We start from the raw sequence: 19,863 nt of genomic DNA on the forward strand, positions 1-19,863 counted from the left end.
GCCCGCATCGCCCAACGGATCCTGGCCTTGACCGCCGCCATCTGGCACAACCGCGCCACCAGCCAACCCATCACCCGGTCACTGATCGCCTACGACCACTGACCGGAATTAGGACTTACTCGTCTAGGTCACGCTGGGGGAGGTCCGCCTACGGGTCGACGCCATCGGCCTGAACCTGGCGGAGGCGATGTTCCGTTCCGGCACCTACGTCTACCCGGCCGACCTCCCCGGATCCCGGGTCGATACGAGGCCGCCGGTGTCGTGGAGGCCGTCGGCGAGGGCGTCGAACGGCAAGATCGTCCTCACGGTTCGGCGCTAGGCGGTCCTGGAGGCGGGGGCGGAGAACGTGTCGCACACCTTCGGGCCGCGACCCGACCAGCCGCGGGTGAGCCAGTAGCGGATGTTGCGCGTCTTGCCGTGCCACATGTCGCCTTCGACCTCCGCGAGCTGCTCGTCCCAGTCGTGCCGGTCGCGGCCGAGCGAGGGCCAGACGCTGGCGACGAAGGCGCCGGAGAAGCACTCGGCCTGCAGCTCGATGCGGCGGTTGAGATCGTAGGCCCGCTTCCCGCTCAGCTTGTGGGACTGCCGGGTGAACTCGGCCAGGATGCCGGCGCGGTCCTGCGCGTAGTGGCCGTACTCGTGGGCGACGACCGTGAAGAGATCGAACCCCATGGGGTCGGACAGCTCCTCCTTGGACAGCAGGATCCACATCGTCTTGTTCCTGGGGCAGTACAGGCCCGCGGCGTAGCTCGCCACGTACTGGCCGCAGCCGGTGTTCACGCTCTTTGTGATGTATCGCACCCTGGGCGGGGAGAACCTCAGCCCGGCCCGCCGGAACTCCTCGCGCCAGGCCCGGTTGAGGCAGCCGAACAGGTCGTCCAGGTAGGCCCGGTAGGAGTCGAGGTCGTCGGCCCGGCGGCCCGGCTCGGCGCACTCCGAGGATTCGAACGCGCCCGTGGTGTAGAGCGGGTTCCTCGTCAGCGCTCCCGGGCCGGTGGGCACGGGCCGTGCCGAGGCGCCGGAGGCGCCCGCCGTACCGGTGAGGGAGAGGGCTCCCGCCACCGCCGTGACCGCGGCGGCGGCCACGCGCAGGCTTATGCGAATCATCAGTGGGCATCCCAAGCGGACAGAGAGATAGTCAGGAATGTGGCGAATCGCCCGAAGATCCGGTAAGGATCATACGGGTAGGGCAGGAGGCGGCGACGGGTAAAGCGGGATCGGCGCCGGCACCGGGAAGGTCTTGTGGAGGTTCGGTGCAACCCCTGATACCCCCGCACCTTCCTCGAACTAGACTCGATCCGTTCGATGGCGAGCGGGAAGGATGAGCGGTGGGGATTCTGGAGACGATCAAGGACCCGCTCGACGTGAAGCGCCTGGATGCCGGGGAGTTGCCCGTGCTGGCGGCGGAGATCCGCGACCTGCTGGTGTCCTCCGTCGCGAAGACCGGCGGTCACCTCGGGCCCAACCTCGGCGTCGTCGAGCTGACCATCGCCCTCCACAGGGTCTTCGACTCGCCGCGCGACCCGATCCTGTTCGACACCGGCCACCAGGCGTACGTGCACAAGATGCTGACCGGGCGGGCCGGGGAGTTCGGCACGCTGCGTCAGGAGGGCGGCCTGTCGGGGTATCCCAGCCAGGCCGAGTCCGAGCACGACGTCATCGAGAACTCGCACGCCTCCACCGCCCTGTCGTACGCCGACGGGCTGGCCAAGGCGATCACGCTGCGCGGAGAGGCCGGCCGCACGGTGGTGGCCGTGATCGGCGACGGCGCGCTGACCGGCGGCATGGCCTGGGAGGCGCTGAACAACATCGCCGGGCGCAAGGACCTGCCGCTGATCATCGTGGTCAACGACAACGGCCGCTCCTACTCGCCGACGATCGGCGGTCTCGCCTCCCACCTGTCGTCCCTGCGGATGACCCAGGGCTACGAGCACGTGCTCGAACTGGTGAAGAACAACCTCGGCCGGGTGCCCGTGGTCGGCGCGCCGCTGTACGACACGCTGCACGGCATCAAGAAGGGCCTGAAGGACATCCTGACCCCGCAGGTCATGTTCGAGGACCTCGGGCTGAAGTACGTCGGCCCGATCGACGGCCACGACGAGGGGGCGGTGGAGGCCGCGCTGCGCCGCGCCAGGGACTTCCGCGGGCCCGTCATCGTCCACGTGCTCACCCGCAAGGGCAACGGCTACACGCACGCGGAGAACCACGACGAGGACTGCTTCCACGGTCCCGGCCCGTTCGACCCGCTGACGGGCGAGGAGCGGCCCAAGCCGCACAGCTGGACCAACGTGTTCAGCGAGGAGATCGTGAAGATCGGCCGCGAGCGGGACGACGTCGTCGCGATCACCGCGGCGATGCTCCACCCGGTCGGCCTGGCGGCGTTCGCCGAGGCGTACCCGGACCGGATCTACGACGTGGGCATCGCCGAGCAGCACGGCCTGACCAGCGCCGCCGGGCTCGCCATCGGCGGCCTCCACCCGGTCGTGGCCCTCTACGCGACGTTCCTCAACCGGGCCTTCGACCAGCTCCTGATGGACGTGGCGCTGCACCGCCTGCCGGTCACCGTCGTGCTCGACCGCTCGGGCGTGACGGGGGACGACGGCCCCAGCCACAACGGCATGTGGGACCTGTCGATCCTGCAGGTGATCCCCGGGCTGTCGATCGCCGTCCCGCGCGACGGCGCCCGGCTGCGCGAGCTGCTGGCCGAGGCGGTCGGGATCGATGACGGCCCGTCGGTGGTCCGCTACCCCAAGGGCGCCCTGCCCAAGGACGTGGAGGCCGTCGGCAAGCTCGGCGAGATGGACGTGCTGCGCGCCGGCGACGCCGACGTGCTGCTGGTCGCGGTCGGCCCGATGGCCGAGGTCTGCATGGAGGCCGCGAACCTCCTCGACGCGCAGGGCATCTCGGCCACCGTGGTGGACCCCCGCTGGGTGAAGCCGCTGGACCAGGCCCTGGTGCTGGCCGCCGCCGCGCACAAGCTGGTCGTCGTGGTCGAGGACAGCGGCCGGGTCGGCGGCGTGGGCGACGCCGTGGCGCGGCTGCTGCGCGACGCCGACGTGGACGTGCCGGTGCGGACCTACGGCATCCCCCAGCGCTTCCTCGACCACGCTAAGCGGGCAAAGATCCTTTCCGAGATCGGCCTGACCGGGCAGGACCTCGCCCGTCAGATCACCGAGGCGGTGGCGCGCCGGTCGCAGGTGATGGAGAGCCATCCGGCGCGGCTCGTGCAGCCCACCGATTGATAACCATGAGTAATACCGGTGTGACCGGGAAGTCTGCAGGTCATCGACGTGATGAGGAGCCTGCGGATGAGCCTTTTCCGGACGAAGCCGGTAGAACAGTCGATTGAGGATGCCGAGGGCGGCGAGCATCGGCTCAGGCGCAGCCTGAGCGCTCTCGACCTCACCGTCTTCGGCATCGGCGTCATCGTGGGCACCGGCATCTTCGTGCTGACCGGCGTGGCGGCGCGCAACACGGCCGGTCCGGCCGTCGCGATCTCCTTCGTGATCGCCGGGATCGTGTGCGCGCTCGCGGCCCTGTGCTATGCCGAGTTCGCCGCCACGGTCCCGGTCGCCGGCTCGGCCTACACCTACGCGTACGCGACGATCGGCGAGTTCCCGGCCTGGATCATCGGCTGGGACCTGATGCTGGAGCTGGCACTGGGCGCGGCGGTGGTCGCCTCGGGCTGGTCGGGCTACTTCGCCTCGCTGCTGAAGAACTTCGGGATCTACCTGCCGTCGTCCATCGCCGGCGACGACGCGGTCTTCAACATCCCGGCGGCGCTGATCGTGCTCCTGCTGACCGGGGTGCTGGTGGCCGGGATCAAGATGTCGGCCCGGTTCAACGGCGCCATGGTGGCGGTCAAGCTGGCCGTGGTGCTGCTGGTGATCATCGCCGGGTCGTTCTTCGTCAAGGGGGCCAACTACCAGCCGTTCATCCCGCCGTCCCACCACATGGCCGCCGGAGAGGGCATGAAGGCCCCGCTCATCCAGGTGCTGTTCGGCGTGCAGCCGGTCGCGTACGGCGTCTTCGGCGTCTTCACCGCCGCCGCCCTGGTCTTCTTCGCCTACATCGGCTTCGACGTCGTGGCGACCGCGGCCGAGGAGACCCGCCGTCCGCAGCGCGACCTGCCGATCGGGATCATCGCCTCGCTGGTCGTCTGCACGATCCTCTACGTTGCGGTCTCGCTCGTGGTCGTCGGCATGCAGCACTATTCGGAGCTCAGCGCGTCGGCCCCGCTCGCCGACGCGTTCCGGTCGGTGGGCCAGCCCTGGATGGCGACGCTGATCAGCGTCGGAGCCATCGCCGGGCTCACCACCGTCGTGATGATCCTCATGCTGGGCCAGAGCCGGGTGCTGTTCGCGATGTGCCGCGACAGCCTGCTGCCCCGGTCCCTCGCCAAGGTCCATCCGACGTTCCGCACGCCGTACCGGATCACGATCGTCATCGGCGCGGTCACCGCGCTGCTCGCGGCGCTGATCCCGCTGAGCGCCATCGCGGAGCTGGTGAACATCGGCACGCTGTTCGCGTTCGTGATCGTCGCGGTGGCGGTGGTGGTCCTGCGCAGGACCCGCCCCGACCTGCCCCGCTCCTTCCGCACGCCGTTCGTGCCTGTGGTGCCGATCCTGTCGGTGCTGGCCTCGGCCTACCTGATGCTCAACCTGCCCGTGGAGACGTGGATCCGGTTCTTCGCCTGGATGGTCGTGGGCGCCGCCGTCTACTTCCTGTACGGCCGCCGCCGGAGCAGGGTGGCGACTACAACCCTTGGGGAAGCAGTCCTCGAACGGTGAGCACGGCGCCGACCGCGGCGAGCAGCACGCCGCTCGCGCCCAGCAGCAGGCGGTAGCCGCGAGGGGTCAGCCGGTGCCGACCGGCCCCCACGGCTCCCGCCAGGGCGACCTTGGAACCCACCAGGACCAGGTAGAACCCGCCCACGAAGGCCAGCGCGTACGCCGGCGCCCGGTCCCACGCCGAGACGAAGATCGGTGAGCCGACCGCGATCCAGAACAGCCAGGGGTGGGGGTTGAGCAGGTTCACCACCACACCGCGCAGGACCTCCCCTGCCGAGGAGGGCGCGTCCTCGCCGGGGCGGGGCGGCAGGGCCGTACGGGCCTCGCGCAGCGTCTCCACGCCGAGGTACACGACGTAGAGCCCGCCGCCGACCGACAGCACGCGCAGGAGCACCTGCGGCAGCGCCCCGACGGCCGTCACGGCGAGCAGCACCACGGGCAGGTCGGACAGCAGCGGCACGCAGGCCAGGCGCACCCCCGAGCGGAACCCGCCGCGCAGGCTGGCCGTGATGACGAGCGTCAGCAACGCACCGGGCGTGACGCCCGCGCCCAGGCCGAGACTGAGCCCCATCAGCAGTTCCGTCACACCGGTAACCTTCCGCTTTGTCCGCACGAGAGGCTATCGCCGGTCGATCAGCGCGAGTACGCGGCGGACGAGATCACCCCGCGCAAACCATCGTCCCCCGGCCGGCATCTAACAGACATTCCGAGGGACGGGGAGTGCGTATGGCGTTGGCGGCGCCGTTGCTGCCGGAGGATCCGGCGAGACTGGGCGACTATTGGCTGGCGGGCAGGCTGGGGGCGGGCGGCCAGGGGGTGGTGTACGAGGCGTACGACTCCGGGGGCGGGCGGGTCGCGATCAAGGTGCTGCCCGGGGAGGCGGCCCGCGATCAGGAGTTGCGCGGCCGGTTCGGGCGGGAGGCGACGGCGGCGCGGCGGGTCGCGCCGTTCTGCACGGCCCGGGTGATCGACGCGCGCCTCGAGGGTGATCAGCCGTACATCGTGAGCGAGTACGTGGAGGGGCCCAGCCTGCGCCGGGCCATGCGTCAGGAGGGCCGCCGGTTCGGCGGGGACGACCTGCACCGGCTGGCCACCGGGGTCGTCACCGCGCTGGCCGCGATCCACGACGCGGGTGTGATCCACCGCGACCTGAAGCCCGACAACGTGCTTCTCGGGCCCGACGGACCGCGGGTGATCGACTTCGGTGTGGCCCGGATGCTGGAGATGTCGCTGACCGCGAGCGGCCTGGTGGCCGGCACGTCCACCTACATGGCGCCGGAGGTGTTCACCGGGCAGCGGGCAGGCACCCCGGCCGACGTGTTCGCCTGGGGCGGCATCGTGCTGTTCGCCGCCACCGGGACCGACCCGTTCGAGGCGGAGAGCCTCGGCGGGGTCATGCATCGCGTGCTGTCCGTCGACCCCGACCTGAGCGCGCTCCCCGAATCGCTGCGTCCGCTGGTGGCCGCCGCACTGCACAAGGACCCGGCGGAGCGCCCGGTGGCGCGCGAGCTCCTCATGGCACTGGTCAGCGGGTTCCGCGGCTTCCAGGGGGATCTGCTGGCCCTGGGCAGCGCCGAGGCCGGGCTGCTCGGCCGGGCAGAGGACGGCGAGCCCGGCCTCGGCACGTTCGCCGAGGAGGTGTACGCCGGGCTCGACCCCGCCGCGCAGGCCGTCGTCCCGGGTGTGCTGCTATGCATGATCGCGGTGGACGACCACGGAGACGAGAGCACCCGCAGGGTGGCCCGCGAGGAACTACTGGAGGGCCGTCCTGCGGAGGAGCGGTCCGCCGTCGAACGCGTGCTCGCCGCTCTGTCCCGGGCCGGACTGCTGACCGGTGCGGACGGCACGATCACGCTCGCCCGCCCCGCCCTGCTGCGGGCCTGGCCCCGCCTGCGCGGCTGAGCGGACGAGGAGCACGACGGGCTGCGCGCCCACGTCGAGCTCGCCGCCGCCCGCCGCCGGCGCACGGACGGCAGATCGACGCGGCCTCGGGCAGGCCGTTCGGAGGGAACTACGACGTCTCCCTGGCAGGCGACAACGCGTTCCCGGCCCTGGCGTTCGCCCCCGACAGGCGGCTGATGGCCCTGGGCGACGACATCGGGAGGATCGCGCTCTGGAGCACCCGGGGCCCGACCCTCCAGCCGCCGGTGCTGCACGGCGCCCTGGAGACGGTCGAGGCCATGTCCTTCTCACCGGACGGGCGCGTGCTCGCCACCTGTGCGCCCGGGTGGGGCACACCCTGCCGGAGGGGGACTGGCAGAGGCACCTGCCCGGCGTCTCCTACCGGAACGTCTGCCCGTAGGGCATCCGGGACACCATCGGCTCGCCCGGCACGTGCCGGGCGAGGCGAGATCACGCGCACGCGACCAGGGGCGGCGCGTGCATCGATCAAGGCGTGCGGCGAAAGGCGGTGTATGGGCCGGTGCAACCCGGTTCATTCCGGGTGAACCGGCGGTGGACCCGGCCCTGATCAACTGGCCGGGAACCATTGCCGGTTCTGCGCGTACCCCCCTTTTGGAGATCCGATGCGCCTACGCCCGCGCGGCGTCGCCCTGGCCGCCTGCGCCTTGTTGACGGCCGGTGCCGTGCACGCCGGTCCCGCCCTGCCCGCGACGGCCGAGAGCACCCCGGACCCGTCGGCGTCACCGGCCGTCGCCTCGACCGAGAGGGAGGCGGTCGAGCTCGCGCGGACGTCGCGGCAGCGGGTGGAGGTGCTGCCGCTGCGGACCGAGACGCGGCAGGTGTTCGCCAACGCCGACGGCAGTCTCACCTCCGAGACGTCGGCGCTGCCCGAGCGGGTGCGGCGCGGCGCGGACTGGGCCGACGTGGACACCACCCTGCGCTTCGCCGACGACGGCACGGTGCGGCCGGTCGCGGCGCCGCTGGACCTGTCCTTCTCCGGGGGCGGGACGACGCCGCTGGCGAGCATCGGCGACGGCGGGCGTTCGGTCGCGATGACCTGGCCCGGGACGCTGCCGAAGCCCGGCCTCGACGGCGACACCGCGACGTACGCGGAGGTGCTGCCCGGGGTCGACCTCAAGGTGACCGCCTCGCTGCTCGGATACTCCGAGGTCCTGGTGGTGAAGAGCCGGGAGGCCGCGGCCAACCCTGCGCTGGCCGGGCTCGCGTTCGGGATGCGGGCGAACGGGCTGACGGTGCGCAAGACACCGGCCGGAGCCCTGAGCGCCGTGACCGACACGGGGACGGAGGTCTTCCACGCGCCGCAGCCCCGCATGTGGGACTCCTCCGGCAAGGACCTCGGACCGGCGGTCTCCGGGCCGCGGCTGCAGGCCAAGCAGGCGCTCATGGGAGTCGACGTCGCCGGCGACCGGGTGGCCCTCAAACCCGACAGTTCGGTGCTGACCGGCCCGGACACGGTCTACCCCGTCTACATCGATCCCCAGTGGTCGGGGTCGAAGCTGCACTGGACCTACGTGGACAAGGCCTATCCCTCCGAGTCGTACTGGGACTCGACCCACACGCCGGAGATCGGTTACTACGGCAGCGGGGTCAAGCGGTCGTTCTTCCGGATGGACAGCGACAACGTCAACGGCAAGCACATCCTCAAGGCGACGTTCCGGATCACCCAGAACAAGTCGTGGGGATGCAGGTCGGACCCGCAGGTCGCGCAGCTCTGGCTGACCGGCGGCATCTCCAAATCCACCACCTGGAGCCACCAGCCGTCCTGGGCCGACCACCTCGACAGCGTGGCCTCCGACGCCGGATACAGCTCCTCCTGCCCGGACAAGGGCATCGAGTTCGACGTCACGAGCGCGATCGTCAAGGCCGCCAAGAACGGCTGGTCGAACACGACGTTCGGGCTGAAGGACTACGACGACGGCGCGGGCAGCGTGTGGGGCTGGAAGGGCTTCAGCAGCTCGCCCAAGCTCGTGGTCGACTACAACACCCCGCCCTCCGCGCCGTCGGGGGTGGGCACCTACCCCGGCACGCCGTGCGTGACGGGGGCGAACCGCCCGTGGATCAACGCGGGTGACGCGGCGAACCCGATCAGGCTCAAGGCGAAGATCTACGACCCGGACAAGGCGAACGACGGCGTACGCGCCGAGTTCGTCATGAACCACTACAACACGGCCACCGGAGCCTGGGACGACGTGACCTCCTCGCTGCCCGGCGGCGGCAAGACGGCGTACAAGTACACCACCACCGCGACCGACCACGAGATCAAACTGCCCGGACTGGTCAGCGGCGAGAGCTACTCCTACAAGGTGCGGGCCTACGACGGCACCGACGCCAGCGCGTGGAGCCCTTGGTGCGAGTTCACCGTCGACACGGTCGACCCGGCGACGCTGCCGAAGGTGGCCTCGGGGGACTACCCCGCCGACACTCCCGACGACTGGAAGGGCGGCGTCGGCTCCGAGGGTGCGTTCACCTTCGCACCCGGGGACGGCGAGAGCGACGTGACGAGCTTCCGGTACGCCCTCGACGACCAGGGCCTCGCCACGGCGGCGACCCAGGTGACCATTCCCTCCGGGCAGACGTCGGTGACCGTGAAGGTCGCGCCGCGGCACGACTGGATCAACACGCTGTACGTCTTCCCGGTCGACAAGGCGGGCAACGTGGGCAAGACGCCCGCCGCGTACAGCTTCTACGTGAAGGCCGGCGCGGGCCCCGCCGGTGAGTGGCATCTCGACGAGACGTCCGGCGCCACCGCCGCCGACTCGGGCGCCGCCCCGCATCCGGTGACGCTGTCCGGCACCAGCGGCTGGACCGGCGGCCGGGTGAACGGCGCCGTCCACCTCGACGGCTCCACCGCCTACGGCACCACCGCCGGGCCCGTCGTGCACACCGACAGAGGCATGACCGTCTCGGCCTGGGTGCGCCTGACCGACACGACCAGGAACTCGACGGTGGTGAGCCAGGCCGGTAACAGGGGCGTCGGGTTCCAGCTCTACTACTCCTCGTCGTACAAGCGCTGGATCTTCAACAAGTACGACGCGGACAAGGACAACCCCGCGATCGTCCGCGTCGTGAGCGACGCGGAACCGCAGGCCGGCGTCTGGACCCATCTCGTGGGCGTCTACGACGCACCGGCCAGGCAACTCCGCCTGTACGTGAACGGCGTCCGGCAGTCCGCTCCCACCGCCTACACCTACACGCCCTGGGACGCCACCGGGCCGCTGCAGCTCGGGCGGGTGAAGTCCAACGGGACCTTCCAGGAGAACTTCGCCGGCGACATCGACGAGGTGCGGGTCTGGGACCGGATCCTGTCCGACGACCCCCGCACCGTGAACGACCCGGCGCTCGGCAACGAGATCGCCGTCATGGCCAAGCAGCCTCCGGCCCTGCTCGGCCGGTGGGCGTTCGACGAGGGCACGGGCACGTCCGGCGCCGACTCCTCCGGCTACGGCAGGACGGCGACCCTCAAGGGGAGTGCCACCTGGTCCGACGACGGGGTCGACGGCGCCGGCGTGCTCAGTCTCGACGGCGCCACGGCGTACGCCGCCACCGCCTCGGCCCCCGTCCGCACCGACCACAGCTACACGGTGTCGGCCTGGGTGCGCCTGGCGGGCGACGACACCTGCGCGCTGCCGGACCGCGTGATGACCGCCGTCGGCCAGGACGGCAGCAGGAACAGCGGCTTCTACCTCAGCTACCGCGTCTACACGGAGAACGGCGTCAAGGTGTCCCGCTGGGGCTTCTCCACCGCCAGCGACGACACCGACACCGAGAAGATGACCGTCGCCAAGTCCGCCGAGCCGATCGACTGCTCCGCGATCAACTCCTGGACCAATCTCGTGGGCGTGTACGACGAGGTCGCCAAGGAGATCCGGCTGTACGTCAACGGAAACCTCTCCGACGTACGGCCGTCGTCGGGCTGGCACGCGAGCGGCGGCCTCGAGATCGGGCGGGTCAAGTACCGGGGCAGCTACGCCGACTACTTCGCCGGTGACGTGGACGACGTCCGTGTCTACGTGGGAGCCCTCGTCGACCGTCAGGTCGTCAACCTCGCCCTGGGACTCCCTCTGGACGGCTGACCGCCGCCCGGTCCCCCTCTCATCGACATTTAACCGGAGGTAGTCGTGCTCGCTTCATGGCGGGGCTGGGCCGGGGTCGCCGCGATGCTGGCGGTCGTGGTGCCGGCAACGCTGGCCGTACCGGTGCCCGTGGCGCAGGCCGCGGACGACCCGGCCTGGCACAAGGCGCAGGACCAGCACCCCGTGCCCGGCCACGAGAGCCGGGCGCGGGCCGCCGCGCCCGATCCCGGGGCGCGGTACGACCTCAAGGACGCCCCCGCGGTGACGTGGCCGCAGCCCGGCATCGCGACGGCCGCCCTCGGCTCCTCCGCCAAGGACGCGGCGGCCGCGAAGGCGTCCCCGGGGTCGGGAATGGCGCGAGCCGGTCTGCTGCCGGTGTGGATCGGCCCGGCGGATTCCCGCGCCGGGACTCCGGCCGCCGGGAAGAACGCGGCCACGCCGTCCTCCGGGGCCTCCTCCTCGGGAGCCGCGGCCGTGCAGGTGCGGGTGCTCGACCCCCAGATGGCGGAGCGGTCACACATCATCGGCCTGGGCCTGCAGCTGACTCCGCAGACGACCACCGAGGCGACCACGCGAGCCACCCCGCAAGGGGCCGCGCAGGCGGGGGCCGCGGCACGGCGGGTCGCGGTCGCGGTCGACTACTCGGGCTTCCGGTACGCCTACGGCGGCGACTGGGCGTCCCGGCTGCGCCTCGTCCGGCTGCCCGGGTGCGCCGCCAGCACACCCGATCTGCCGCAATGCCAGACCCGTACGCCGCTGCCCACCGGCAACGACGTCAAAGCGGGCCGGTTGACCGCGGACGTCGACCTCGCCGCCGCCGGCGCGACCACGCTGGCGGCCGAGGCGGCGCCGTCGGGATCGGCGGGCACCTACGAGGCGACCTCGCTGTCCCCGTCGGCCACCTGGAGCGTGAGCAACCAGACCGGGGCGTTCTCCTGGTCCTATCCGCTGCGTCTGCCGCCGGTCCCCGGCGGCCCGACTCCCAACATCGGGCTCGCCTACTCCTCCGGCAGCGTCGACGGCCGCACGGTCGCCACCAACAACCAGGCCTCCTGGATCGGCGAGGGCTTCGACTACTGGCCCGGGTTCGTCGAGCGCAGATACAAGGCATGCGCCGACGACGGCGTCACGCCCAAGCGCAACGACCAGTGCTGGGGCAACTCCAACGCGACGCTGTCGCTGAACGGGCAGGCCACCGAGCTGGTGCTGGACGACGCCACGGGCACCTGGCAGCCGAAGGACGACGACGGTTCCAAGGTCGAGAAGCTCTCCGGCGCCGACAACGGCGACAACGACGGCGAGTACTGGCGGGTCACCACCCCGGACGGCACCCAGTACTACTTCGGCCGCAACCACCTGCCCGGGTGGGCGGACGGCAAGGCGGAGACGGACTCCACCTGGACCGTGCCGGTCTTCGGCGACGACGACGGTGAGCCGTGCCACAAGAGCGCCTTCTCGGATTCCTGGTGCCGGCAGGCGTGGCGGTGGAACCTCGACTACGTCGTCGACCCGCACGGCACGGTCAGCACGTTCTGGTACGGCAAGGAGACCAATTACTACCGCCGCGACGTCACCACGCTGACCGACGGCGTGCCCAACGGCACCCCGACCGCGTACGACCGGGGCGGCTACCTCAAGCGCATCGACTACGGCCAGCGCTCCGACGCGATCTTCACCTCGTCCGCCCCCGCGCGGGTCTCCTTCGACGTGAAGGAGCGGTGCATCCCCACGTCGAGCTTCGACTGCGCGGCGGACAAGTTCACCAAGGACAACGCCAAGTACTGGCCCGACGTCCCCTACGACCAGAACTGCGACTCCGGCGAGAAGTGCATCGACAAGTACTCGCCGACGTTCTGGACGCGCAAGCGGCTGGCCGCCGTCACCACCCAGACGCTGTCGGGCGGCACGTACAAGGACGTCGACACCTGGACGCTCGACCAGGAGATGCGCGCCCCCGGCGACGGCACGGCGGCCACGCTGTGGCTGGCCGGGATCAGCCACACCGGCAAGGTCGGCGGCACCGCCTCGCTGCCGTCGGTGAAGTTCGCCGGCGTCCAGAAGCCCAACCGCGTCGACGCCCTCGAAGGACGCCCGCCGCTGACCAAGTGGCGGATCTCGGCGATCGACAACGAGACCGGCGGCTCGCTGTCCGTCGCCTACTCCGACGAGGACTGCACGGCCGGCGACAAGCCGGACATCGGGACCAACACCCGGCGGTGCTACCCGCAGTACTGGTCGCCGGAGGGCGCGACCTCGCCCAAGCTCGACTGGTTCCACAAGTACGTCGTCACCGAGGTGCGGGAGATCGACCGTACGGGAGACGCGCCCGACGAGGTGACGAGCTACGAGTACCTCGGCGGCGGCGCCTGGCACCACGATGACGACGACGGGCTGACCAAGGAGAAGTACAAGACCTGGTCGCAGTGGCGCGGCTACGGCCGGGTGCGGATCACCCACGGCGAGGCGCCCGAGCAGCGCTCCCAGTCGGAGTACCTCTACTTCCGCGGCATGGACGGCGACGAGCTGCCCGGCGGGGGCACGCGGAACGTGAAGGTCACCGACTCCACGGGCGCCGCCGTGGACGACGCCGACGCCCTGCAGGGACGGCTCCGCGAGGAGATCCACTACGACGGCCCCGACGGTCCTGCCATGAGCGGCACCGTCACCTCCTACTGGGTGAAGCAGACCGCCAAGCGAGTGCGCTCCTGGGCCACGACCAGGGCGACCATGGTGCGAGAGGACACCGAGCGCATCCGGACCGCGCTGGCGTCCGGCGGCTGGCGGTACACGAAGACCGACACCGACTACAACGACGACGGCCTGCCCACGCAGGTGAGCGACCTCGGCGACGAGTCCACCGCGAGCGACGACCAGTGCACCCGCACGGAGTACGCCCGTGACGCCTCCCGCTGGATGGTCTCCTACGTCTCGCGCGTGGAGACCGTCACCAAGGCGTGCGACGTCACTCCGGCCCGGCCGGCCGACGTGGCCTCCGACGTGCGCAAGTACTACGACGGCAAGGCGTTCGGCGCAGCGCCGGACAAGGGGAACGTCACCAGGACCGAGAAGCTCGGGTCGTGGAACGGCGGCCCGCAGTACGTCACGACCGGCACCACCACCTTCGACGTGTACGGCAGGCCGTTGGTCGTCACCGACGCCTCGGGCGGCAAGACGACGACGGCCTACACCCCGGCGACCGGCCTGGTCACCGGCACCGAGGTGACCAACGCGCTCGGGCACGTGAGCAAGACCGAGGTCGAGCCGGCCTGGGGCCTGCCGACCGCCACGATCGACGTCAACGGCAAGCGCACGGACATGGCCTACGACCCGCTGGGCCGGCTGACCGGCGTATGGCTGCCGGGGCACGCCAAGGCGACGTACGCCTCGGCGCCGAGCATGAAGTTCGGCTACCAGATCCGGGCCGACGGGCCGACGACGGTGACCACCTCGACGCTCCGCAACGACGGGGTGAACTACACCACCGGGTACGCCCTGTACGACGGCCTGCTGCGCGCCCGCCAGACCCAGCAGCCCGCCCCCGGCGGCGACCGCGTCGTGAACGACACGCTGTACGACAGCCGCGGCCTGGCCTACAAGACCAACGACGACTACTACGTCGAGGGGGCGCCCGGCTCCACGCTGTGGACCCCCGCGAGCGACGACGACGTCCCCGGCCAGAACGTCACGGTCTACAACGGCATGGAGTGGGCCACCGCGCAGATCTTCCGCAAGCGCGGCAGCGAGCAGTGGCGCACCACCGTGACGTACGGCGGCGACCGCGTCAGCGTCGATCCTCCCGAGGGATCGACGCCGACCACGAGGATCACCGACGCCCGCGGCGAGATCATCGAGTTCCGGGAGTACAAGGGCGACGGCCCGAGCGGCGACTACGACGCCACCACCTACTCCTACACGCCGACCGGGCAGCCCGCGACCATCAAGGACGCCGACGGCAACGCGTGGACCTACCACTACGACCTGCGCGGGCGCCTCGTCCAGCTCGACGACCCTGACAAGGGCACCGCGAAGCTGACGTACGACGACACGACCGACCGTCTGCTGACCACCACCGACGCCCGCGGCAAGAGCGTCTTCTTCACCTACGACCTCCTCGGCCGCAAGACCGCCGAGTACGAGGGCACCTCGGCGAGCGGAACCAAGCTCGCCGAATGGAAGTACGACACCCTGCCCGACGGCACCGTCGTCAAGGGCCAGCCGACCGCCTCGACCCGGTACGTCAAGAACGCCACGACCGGCGCCATGGACGCCTACACCACGGCCGTCACCGGCTTCGACGACGCCTACCGCACCCTCGGCACCGAGACTGTCATCCCGGCCTCCGAGGGCGCGCTGGCCGGCACCTACAAGGTCAGCACCGACTACAACCCCGACGGCACCGTCCACCGCACGGTGCTGCCCGCGGCCGGGGGGCTGCTCGGCGAGACGATGCTCTACGGCTACGACGAGCTCGGCAACCCCACCACCACGCGCGGCCTGACCAACTACGTCACCTCCACCACGTACTCCAAGCTCGGCCAGGTGCTCGACATGACGATGAGCACCGGTCTGAAGAGGGTGAAGGAGACCAACTTCTACGAGGAGGGCACCAACCGGCTCACCCGCTCGCTGTACGAGCGCGAGACGGCGCCGATCTCCGTCGCGGACACCAACTACACGTACGACCCGTCGGGCAACATCAAGGAGATCGCGGACAGGCCGTCCGGCCAGACGCCCGACGTGCAGTGCTTCCGGCAGGACTACCTGCAGCGCCTGACCGAGGCGTGGACGGCCACCGACGACTGCGCGGCCGACCCCTCGCAGGCCATCGTCGGCGGACCTGCGCCCTACTGGCAGTCCTTCGCCTACGACAAGCTCGGCAACCGCACCAAGGAGGTCGACCACCAGGCGAGCGGCGACGTCACCAAGACCTACACGTACGCGGGGGCCGGCAAGCCGCAGCCGCACACGCTGACCTCGGTCGAGTACAAGGGCGGCGATCGCGACGGGCAGATCGACAGCTACGCCTACGACGCCGCCGGCAACACCACCGAGCGGGGCTCGGGCCGGGCGCTCGAATGGGACGTCGAGGGACACCTCGCCAAGTCCACCGACCCCTCCGGCGTCAGCACCTTCGTCTACGACGCCAACGGCGAGCGCCTGATCCGCCGCGACCCCACCTCCACCACCCTGTACGTGGCCGGGATGGAGATCCGGGTCGACAAGGCCACCGGCGCCAAGAGCGCGACCCGCTACTACACGCACGGTGGGCAGGTCGTCGCGGCCCGGACCAACAAGGGCCTCACCTGGTTGGGCGCCGACAACCACGGCACCACTGACATATCGGTCACCGACGACGCGGCCCAGACGCCCACCCGCCGCCGCTTCACCCCGTTCGGTCAGCAGCGCGGCACGCCGCCGTCGCTCTGGCCCGGGCAGAGAGGCTTCGTGGGCGGCGTCATCGACGACGCCACGGCGCTCACCCACCTCGGCGCCCGCGAGTACGACGCCGAGACCGGCCGCTTCATCTCCGTCGACCCCGTCTTCGACGCCGCCGACCCCCAGAGCTGGAACGGCTACGCCTACGCCGACAACAACCCGGTCAACGCCTCCGACCCGTCGGGGCTGACCATCGACTACGGCAGCCCCCTCGGCGGCGTTCCGAAGGAGAAGAAGAAGGCGTCCAACCCGGGCACCCCTCCTTCCTATCCTCCTCCGCCCCCGCCGGTCAGCCGGCCGCACTGCGGCACCTGGGACTTCGGCTGCAAGGCCAAGAACTTCTGGAACCAGCACAAGGCCACCATCGTCAACGTCGCCGTCTCGATTACCGTGACCATCGGCTGTGAGGTGGCCACAGGCGGCGCCGGCAGCGTCGGCTGCGCCGCCGCCGGTGGAGCGGCGGGCAACCTCGCGGGCTACCTGGTCTCCACACCGCGTGACCAGTGGAGCATGGGAGGCGCCTTCCACGCGGCGGCGGTGGGAGCCGTGACCGGGGCGGCCGGGGGCGTGCTGGGCAAGGCCGCATCGGCCGTGCTCGGCAAGGTGGCCACCACGGCGGCGGGCAAGGCCGTCGCGGGGGCCGTCGGCAAGGCCGCGAGCAAGGCGAGATCCGCCCTGGGCAAGGCGGGCGCCGCCGCCGAGGACGCGGCCGAAGCGGGCGAAGGCGCGGCCGCGCGATCGGCCGGAAGGGGCGCGGCCCGAGAGTCGGAGAGCCCCCACGCCTCGTCCGGAGCCCGCGGAGGCTGTGGCAACAGCTTCGCCGCCGGCACCCTGGTAAAGCTCGCCGACGGCACCGCCAAGGCGATCGAGAAGATCAAGCCCGGCGACAGGGTCCTCGCCACCGACCCGTCAACCGGTGAGACGGCCCCGAAGCTCGTGGTCGCCGCCTTCTCGGGCGTCGGCTACGTCAGCCTCGTCCAGATCACCGTCGACACCGACGGCAGGAAGGGCCACGACACCGGGGTCATCCTCGCCACGGAGCACCACCTGTTCTGGGACAGCCAGGACAAGGCGTGGGTCCGCGCCGACCACCTGACCCCGGCCGACCGCCTCCGCACCCCGTCCGGAGCCACGGTCCAGGTCGTCGGCACCACCACCGTGCCCGCCCACCCCGCCGTCTACGACCTCACCGTCGCCGACACCCACACCTTCTACGTCCAAGCCGGCCCCACCCCCGTCCTCGCCCACAACTGTGGTGATCTTGCTGGAAGTGGCCCAAAAGCCGGGGTCATCGAGGTCAGTGATCGGGCGCGGTCGACGGGCGCCTTCAATAACATCAGCACGAGTAGCCCGCACGATTTCTTATTCGATCCGTCCAAGAGGATACTGGTCGTAGCAGGTAAGCGCTTTGGGCTGGGGCACCCGGGCTTGGCTGGAAGCATCGGCGCCAATGACGCCGAGGTGGTCGGCGGCGAAATAATGAGGCGCGAGGATGGCGCATTCCTGACAGACGAGCGATCGGGACACTACGGCCATCAGTGGACCAACGAAGTCCGTCAGCAATTTCAGGAGTTCATGGACGGATATGGTTTCTCGCTCGATCATATGGCTGGCTGGGGAAGGTTCCGCTGATTAAATGGATGCTCTGCAGGAAGCACTCTCACGGCTGAATCCCGATCTCTGGATATATGCGGAGGAGCCACTGCCGATGCGATGGCTTCCTCTGTTCCAGGTCACCTCAACCGATCTGCGGCTGGGGCTAGACATTTCAGGATCCTGGGTCATCGGGAGAACGAACGGCTCAGTCGCCACCACGGCTTCCGATGTTCTTAGTCAGGTATGGATAACCATTCTCGAGCTAGAAGTCGAGGATCTCGACAGCAAGCTGCGAGATGCTGCCCTGCAATATGAGCTGCCTGCCCCTCTCCCGGCACTGCCAATACCTAAAATCCTTCAACTCGCGCTAGCAACCCGACGACAGCACTGGGTGGATCGAGCGCTTGCGTGGCTGGATCGCTATCCAGCGTCTGTCGAGACGATAAACCTGCTGAAGGAGGTTTCTCGGTCGCGCCATGTAGGGCAGTCGAATCGCCATAGGGCAGAGAAGATCATTCGTCGACTAGGCGGGATTCCGAGTCCTTAGTAAGCCCGACCTGCGGCAGGCTGCTGGCGTCACGCATTGTAGAGGCTCACTCTCCCGCACCAGATGGAGGACCATTGGCTCGCGCACGATCGTCACTGATGAACGGCGATGAACCTCGCAGCGAGGATTCGCAGCGGCTCCCCCTGGGCAGAGCCGTGCTGACCCGGCGGACATCGCTCTCCCTTCCCCAGCGCATGTCGTTGGAGGACTGGAAGCGGGTAGGGCGACAGATCTCGCACATCAACGACGCGTCCACCTGGTGGCTGGGCGACTGGCTCGTCTACGGGCGCGAGTGCTTTCCTGACAGGTACAAGCGTGCCGTGGAAGACACCGCACTCGACTACCAGACTCTCCGCAACTACGCCTGGGTCGCCGGCCGCTTCAGCCGTCAGCGACGGCGCGCCCGGCTCAGCTTCCAGCACCACGCGGAGGTCGCGGTCTTCTCCGAACACATCCAGGACATGTGGCTCGACAGGGCGGAGGAGAACGGCTGGTCGCGCAACGCCCTGAGGACCCACATCAGGGCGGTGCGCGACCAGCCCCGGTCCGAGGCCACGAAGGCCGTACAGGTTGCGGTGGACGTGGCCCCCGACCAGTTGAGGCTCTGGGAGGAAGCCGCCCGCCGTACCCGGTGGAATCTCGTGGACTGGATGGTTCACTCCCTGAACAAGGCGGCCGGGTCTGCCGATCTCGCCGAGGCGGAGTAGACGCCGGCCTTGGGCCACTGATGGAGTTGTGCCGCCGGAGGGGTGACCGGCTGCTCGCCGTTTCCCAGTGCGGCATCACGGCGGTGTCGCGCCCGGCCGAGGTCAACCGGGCGCTGCACTGCACGGGCTGCTGAACAGGCCGGTGTACTGCTCAGTTGGCGCCGTCGTAGCCGTGCAGGCCGCCTCGCTCGGTGCCGCGTACGCTCTGGCTGTCGATCACACCGGCGCTGGGGGTGGGATCGCGACCGTGGCGGGTGCGTTCCCGCTCCCGCAGCGCCGCCAGGATGTGCTCCCAGCGGGCTTCATTCCGCCATTGGCGCCAGTAGTGGTAGACCGTCTGCCAGGGCGGAAAGTCGTGCGGCAGCAACCGCCAGGCGCAGTCGGCGCGCAGCCAGTAGCTGATCGCGTTCATCTGTGGGGTAGGGCCATCGACGCTCGGGCATGGGGGAACCTCCCCTGTCAGCACCTCACACGACTCCGGGCCTGACCAGCTACCTGAACGCCACCTTTTCAGACATCCTCTAGTAGTGCTTTGTTAGGTCAGCCTTTTGTGGTTGGTCGGCATTGGGGGTGTAGTGGTGCGATGCGGGCGTGACCCCCGAGCACCTCGCGCATGTCCGGCAGCAACTGGAGTCCTTCGCCGCGGAGATGTTCGCTCCTTTGACCCGCCGGGATCAGCGGGCCAAAGGGCTGACCTACCTGCGGGGCCTGCTGCTGGACGGCCGCCGCAAGTCGATGCAGCCGATGGCCGAACGCCTGGGCGTGGACCACCAAGGACTGCAGCAGTTCCT

10 protein-coding genes and 1 pseudogene are annotated in these 19,863 nt (G+C 70.1%); 7 read left to right on the forward strand and 4 right to left on the reverse strand.

Annotated elements, in window-relative coordinates; genetic code table 11:
• Positions 1 to 315: 315 nt before the first annotated feature.
• Positions 316 to 1,107: a neutral zinc metallopeptidase gene (locus FLW16_RS41995; RefSeq protein ID WP_142566574.1), complete on the reverse strand. Its 792-nt coding sequence runs from the start codon at positions 1,105 to 1,107 to the stop codon at positions 316 to 318.
• A gap of 221 nt (positions 1,108 to 1,328) precedes the next feature.
• On the opposite strand from FLW16_RS41995, the gene dxs reads away from it, so the two are divergent.
• Both dxs and FLW16_RS42005 read left to right on the forward strand, forming a co-directional pair.
• On the forward strand, positions 1,329 to 3,242 hold the full coding sequence (gene dxs / locus FLW16_RS42000; protein WP_142566575.1) for a 1-deoxy-D-xylulose-5-phosphate synthase: 1,914 nt from the start codon (positions 1,329 to 1,331) through the stop codon (positions 3,240 to 3,242).
• Positions 3,243 to 3,308: 66 nt separating this feature from the next.
• Positions 3,309 to 4,790, forward strand: coding sequence for an amino acid permease (locus tag FLW16_RS42005; RefSeq protein ID WP_142566576.1), 1,482 nt, complete (start codon positions 3,309 to 3,311; stop codon positions 4,788 to 4,790).
• Here FLW16_RS42005 and FLW16_RS42010 read toward each other — a convergent pair.
• Positions 4,756 to 5,376 (reverse strand): LysE family translocator, encoded by a 621-nt coding sequence (locus FLW16_RS42010; protein WP_142566577.1) that lies wholly within the window; start codon positions 5,374 to 5,376, stop codon positions 4,756 to 4,758. The genes FLW16_RS42005 and FLW16_RS42010 overlap by 35 nt on opposite strands.
• Before the next feature lie 140 nt (positions 5,377 to 5,516).
• On the opposite strand from FLW16_RS42010, the gene FLW16_RS42015 reads away from it, so the two are divergent.
• A complete protein-coding gene (locus FLW16_RS42015; protein ID WP_142566578.1) occupies positions 5,517 to 6,692 on the forward strand; it encodes a serine/threonine-protein kinase in 1,176 nt (391 codons plus the stop codon).
• Positions 6,693 to 6,801: 109 nt separating this feature from the next.
• Here the strand turns inward: FLW16_RS42015 and FLW16_RS42020 are convergent, their stop codons facing one another.
• On the reverse strand, positions 6,802 to 7,056 hold the full coding sequence (locus FLW16_RS42020; RefSeq protein WP_142566579.1) for a hypothetical protein: 255 nt from the start codon (positions 7,054 to 7,056) through the stop codon (positions 6,802 to 6,804).
• A 259-nt stretch (positions 7,057 to 7,315) separates the two neighbouring features.
• Between FLW16_RS42020 and FLW16_RS42025 the strand changes: the two genes are divergently transcribed.
• The 3 genes from FLW16_RS42025 (at position 7,316) to FLW16_RS42035 (ending at position 19,072) form a co-directional block, all read left to right on the forward strand.
• Entirely contained in the window at positions 7,316 to 10,786 is a 3,471-nt protein-coding gene (locus FLW16_RS42025; protein WP_142566580.1) for a LamG-like jellyroll fold domain-containing protein, read from the forward strand.
• A 45-nt stretch (positions 10,787 to 10,831) separates the two neighbouring features.
• Positions 10,832 to 17,854, forward strand: a complete 7,023-nt coding sequence (locus tag FLW16_RS46070; protein WP_142566581.1) for a polymorphic toxin type 43 domain-containing protein — start codon at positions 10,832 to 10,834, stop codon at positions 17,852 to 17,854.
• Positions 17,855 to 18,463: 609 nt separating this feature from the next.
• On the forward strand, positions 18,464 to 19,072 hold the full coding sequence (locus FLW16_RS42035) for an LmbU family transcriptional regulator (protein WP_142566582.1): 609 nt from the start codon (positions 18,464 to 18,466) through the stop codon (positions 19,070 to 19,072).
• Positions 19,073 to 19,235: 163 nt separating this feature from the next.
• On the opposite strand, the pseudogene FLW16_RS42040 reads toward FLW16_RS42035, so the two are convergent.
• Positions 19,236 to 19,484: pseudogene (locus FLW16_RS42040) on the reverse strand (transposase); the annotation flags it as partial.
• A gap of 179 nt (positions 19,485 to 19,663) precedes the next feature.
• On the opposite strand from FLW16_RS42040, the gene FLW16_RS42045 reads away from it, so the two are divergent.
• Positions 19,664 to 19,863 (forward strand): transposase (locus FLW16_RS42045; RefSeq protein ID WP_221891577.1); only part of this gene is annotated, 200 nt, incomplete at its 3' end.

Source organism: Microbispora sp. KK1-11 (genome assembly GCF_006874435.1).
Classification (GTDB): Bacteria; Actinomycetota; Actinomycetes; order Streptosporangiales; family Streptosporangiaceae; genus Microbispora; species Microbispora catharanthi.

Bases quoted from the DNA above. Each gene is read 5' to 3' on its own strand.
- FLW16_RS42035 (WP_142566582.1), top strand. From the start codon at position 18,464: ATGAACGGCGATGAACCTCGCAGCGAGGATTCGCAGCGGCTCCCCCTG.
- FLW16_RS42025 (WP_142566580.1), top strand. From the start codon at position 7,316: ATGCGCCTACGCCCGCGCGGCGTCGCCCTGGCCGCCTGCGCCTTGTTG.
- FLW16_RS41995 (WP_142566574.1), bottom strand. From the start codon at position 1,107: ATGATTCGCATAAGCCTGCGCGTGGCCGCCGCCGCGGTCACGGCGGTG.
- FLW16_RS42005 (WP_142566576.1), top strand. From the start codon at position 3,309: ATGAGCCTTTTCCGGACGAAGCCGGTAGAACAGTCGATTGAGGATGCC.
- FLW16_RS42015 (WP_142566578.1), top strand. From the start codon at position 5,517: ATGGCGTTGGCGGCGCCGTTGCTGCCGGAGGATCCGGCGAGACTGGGC.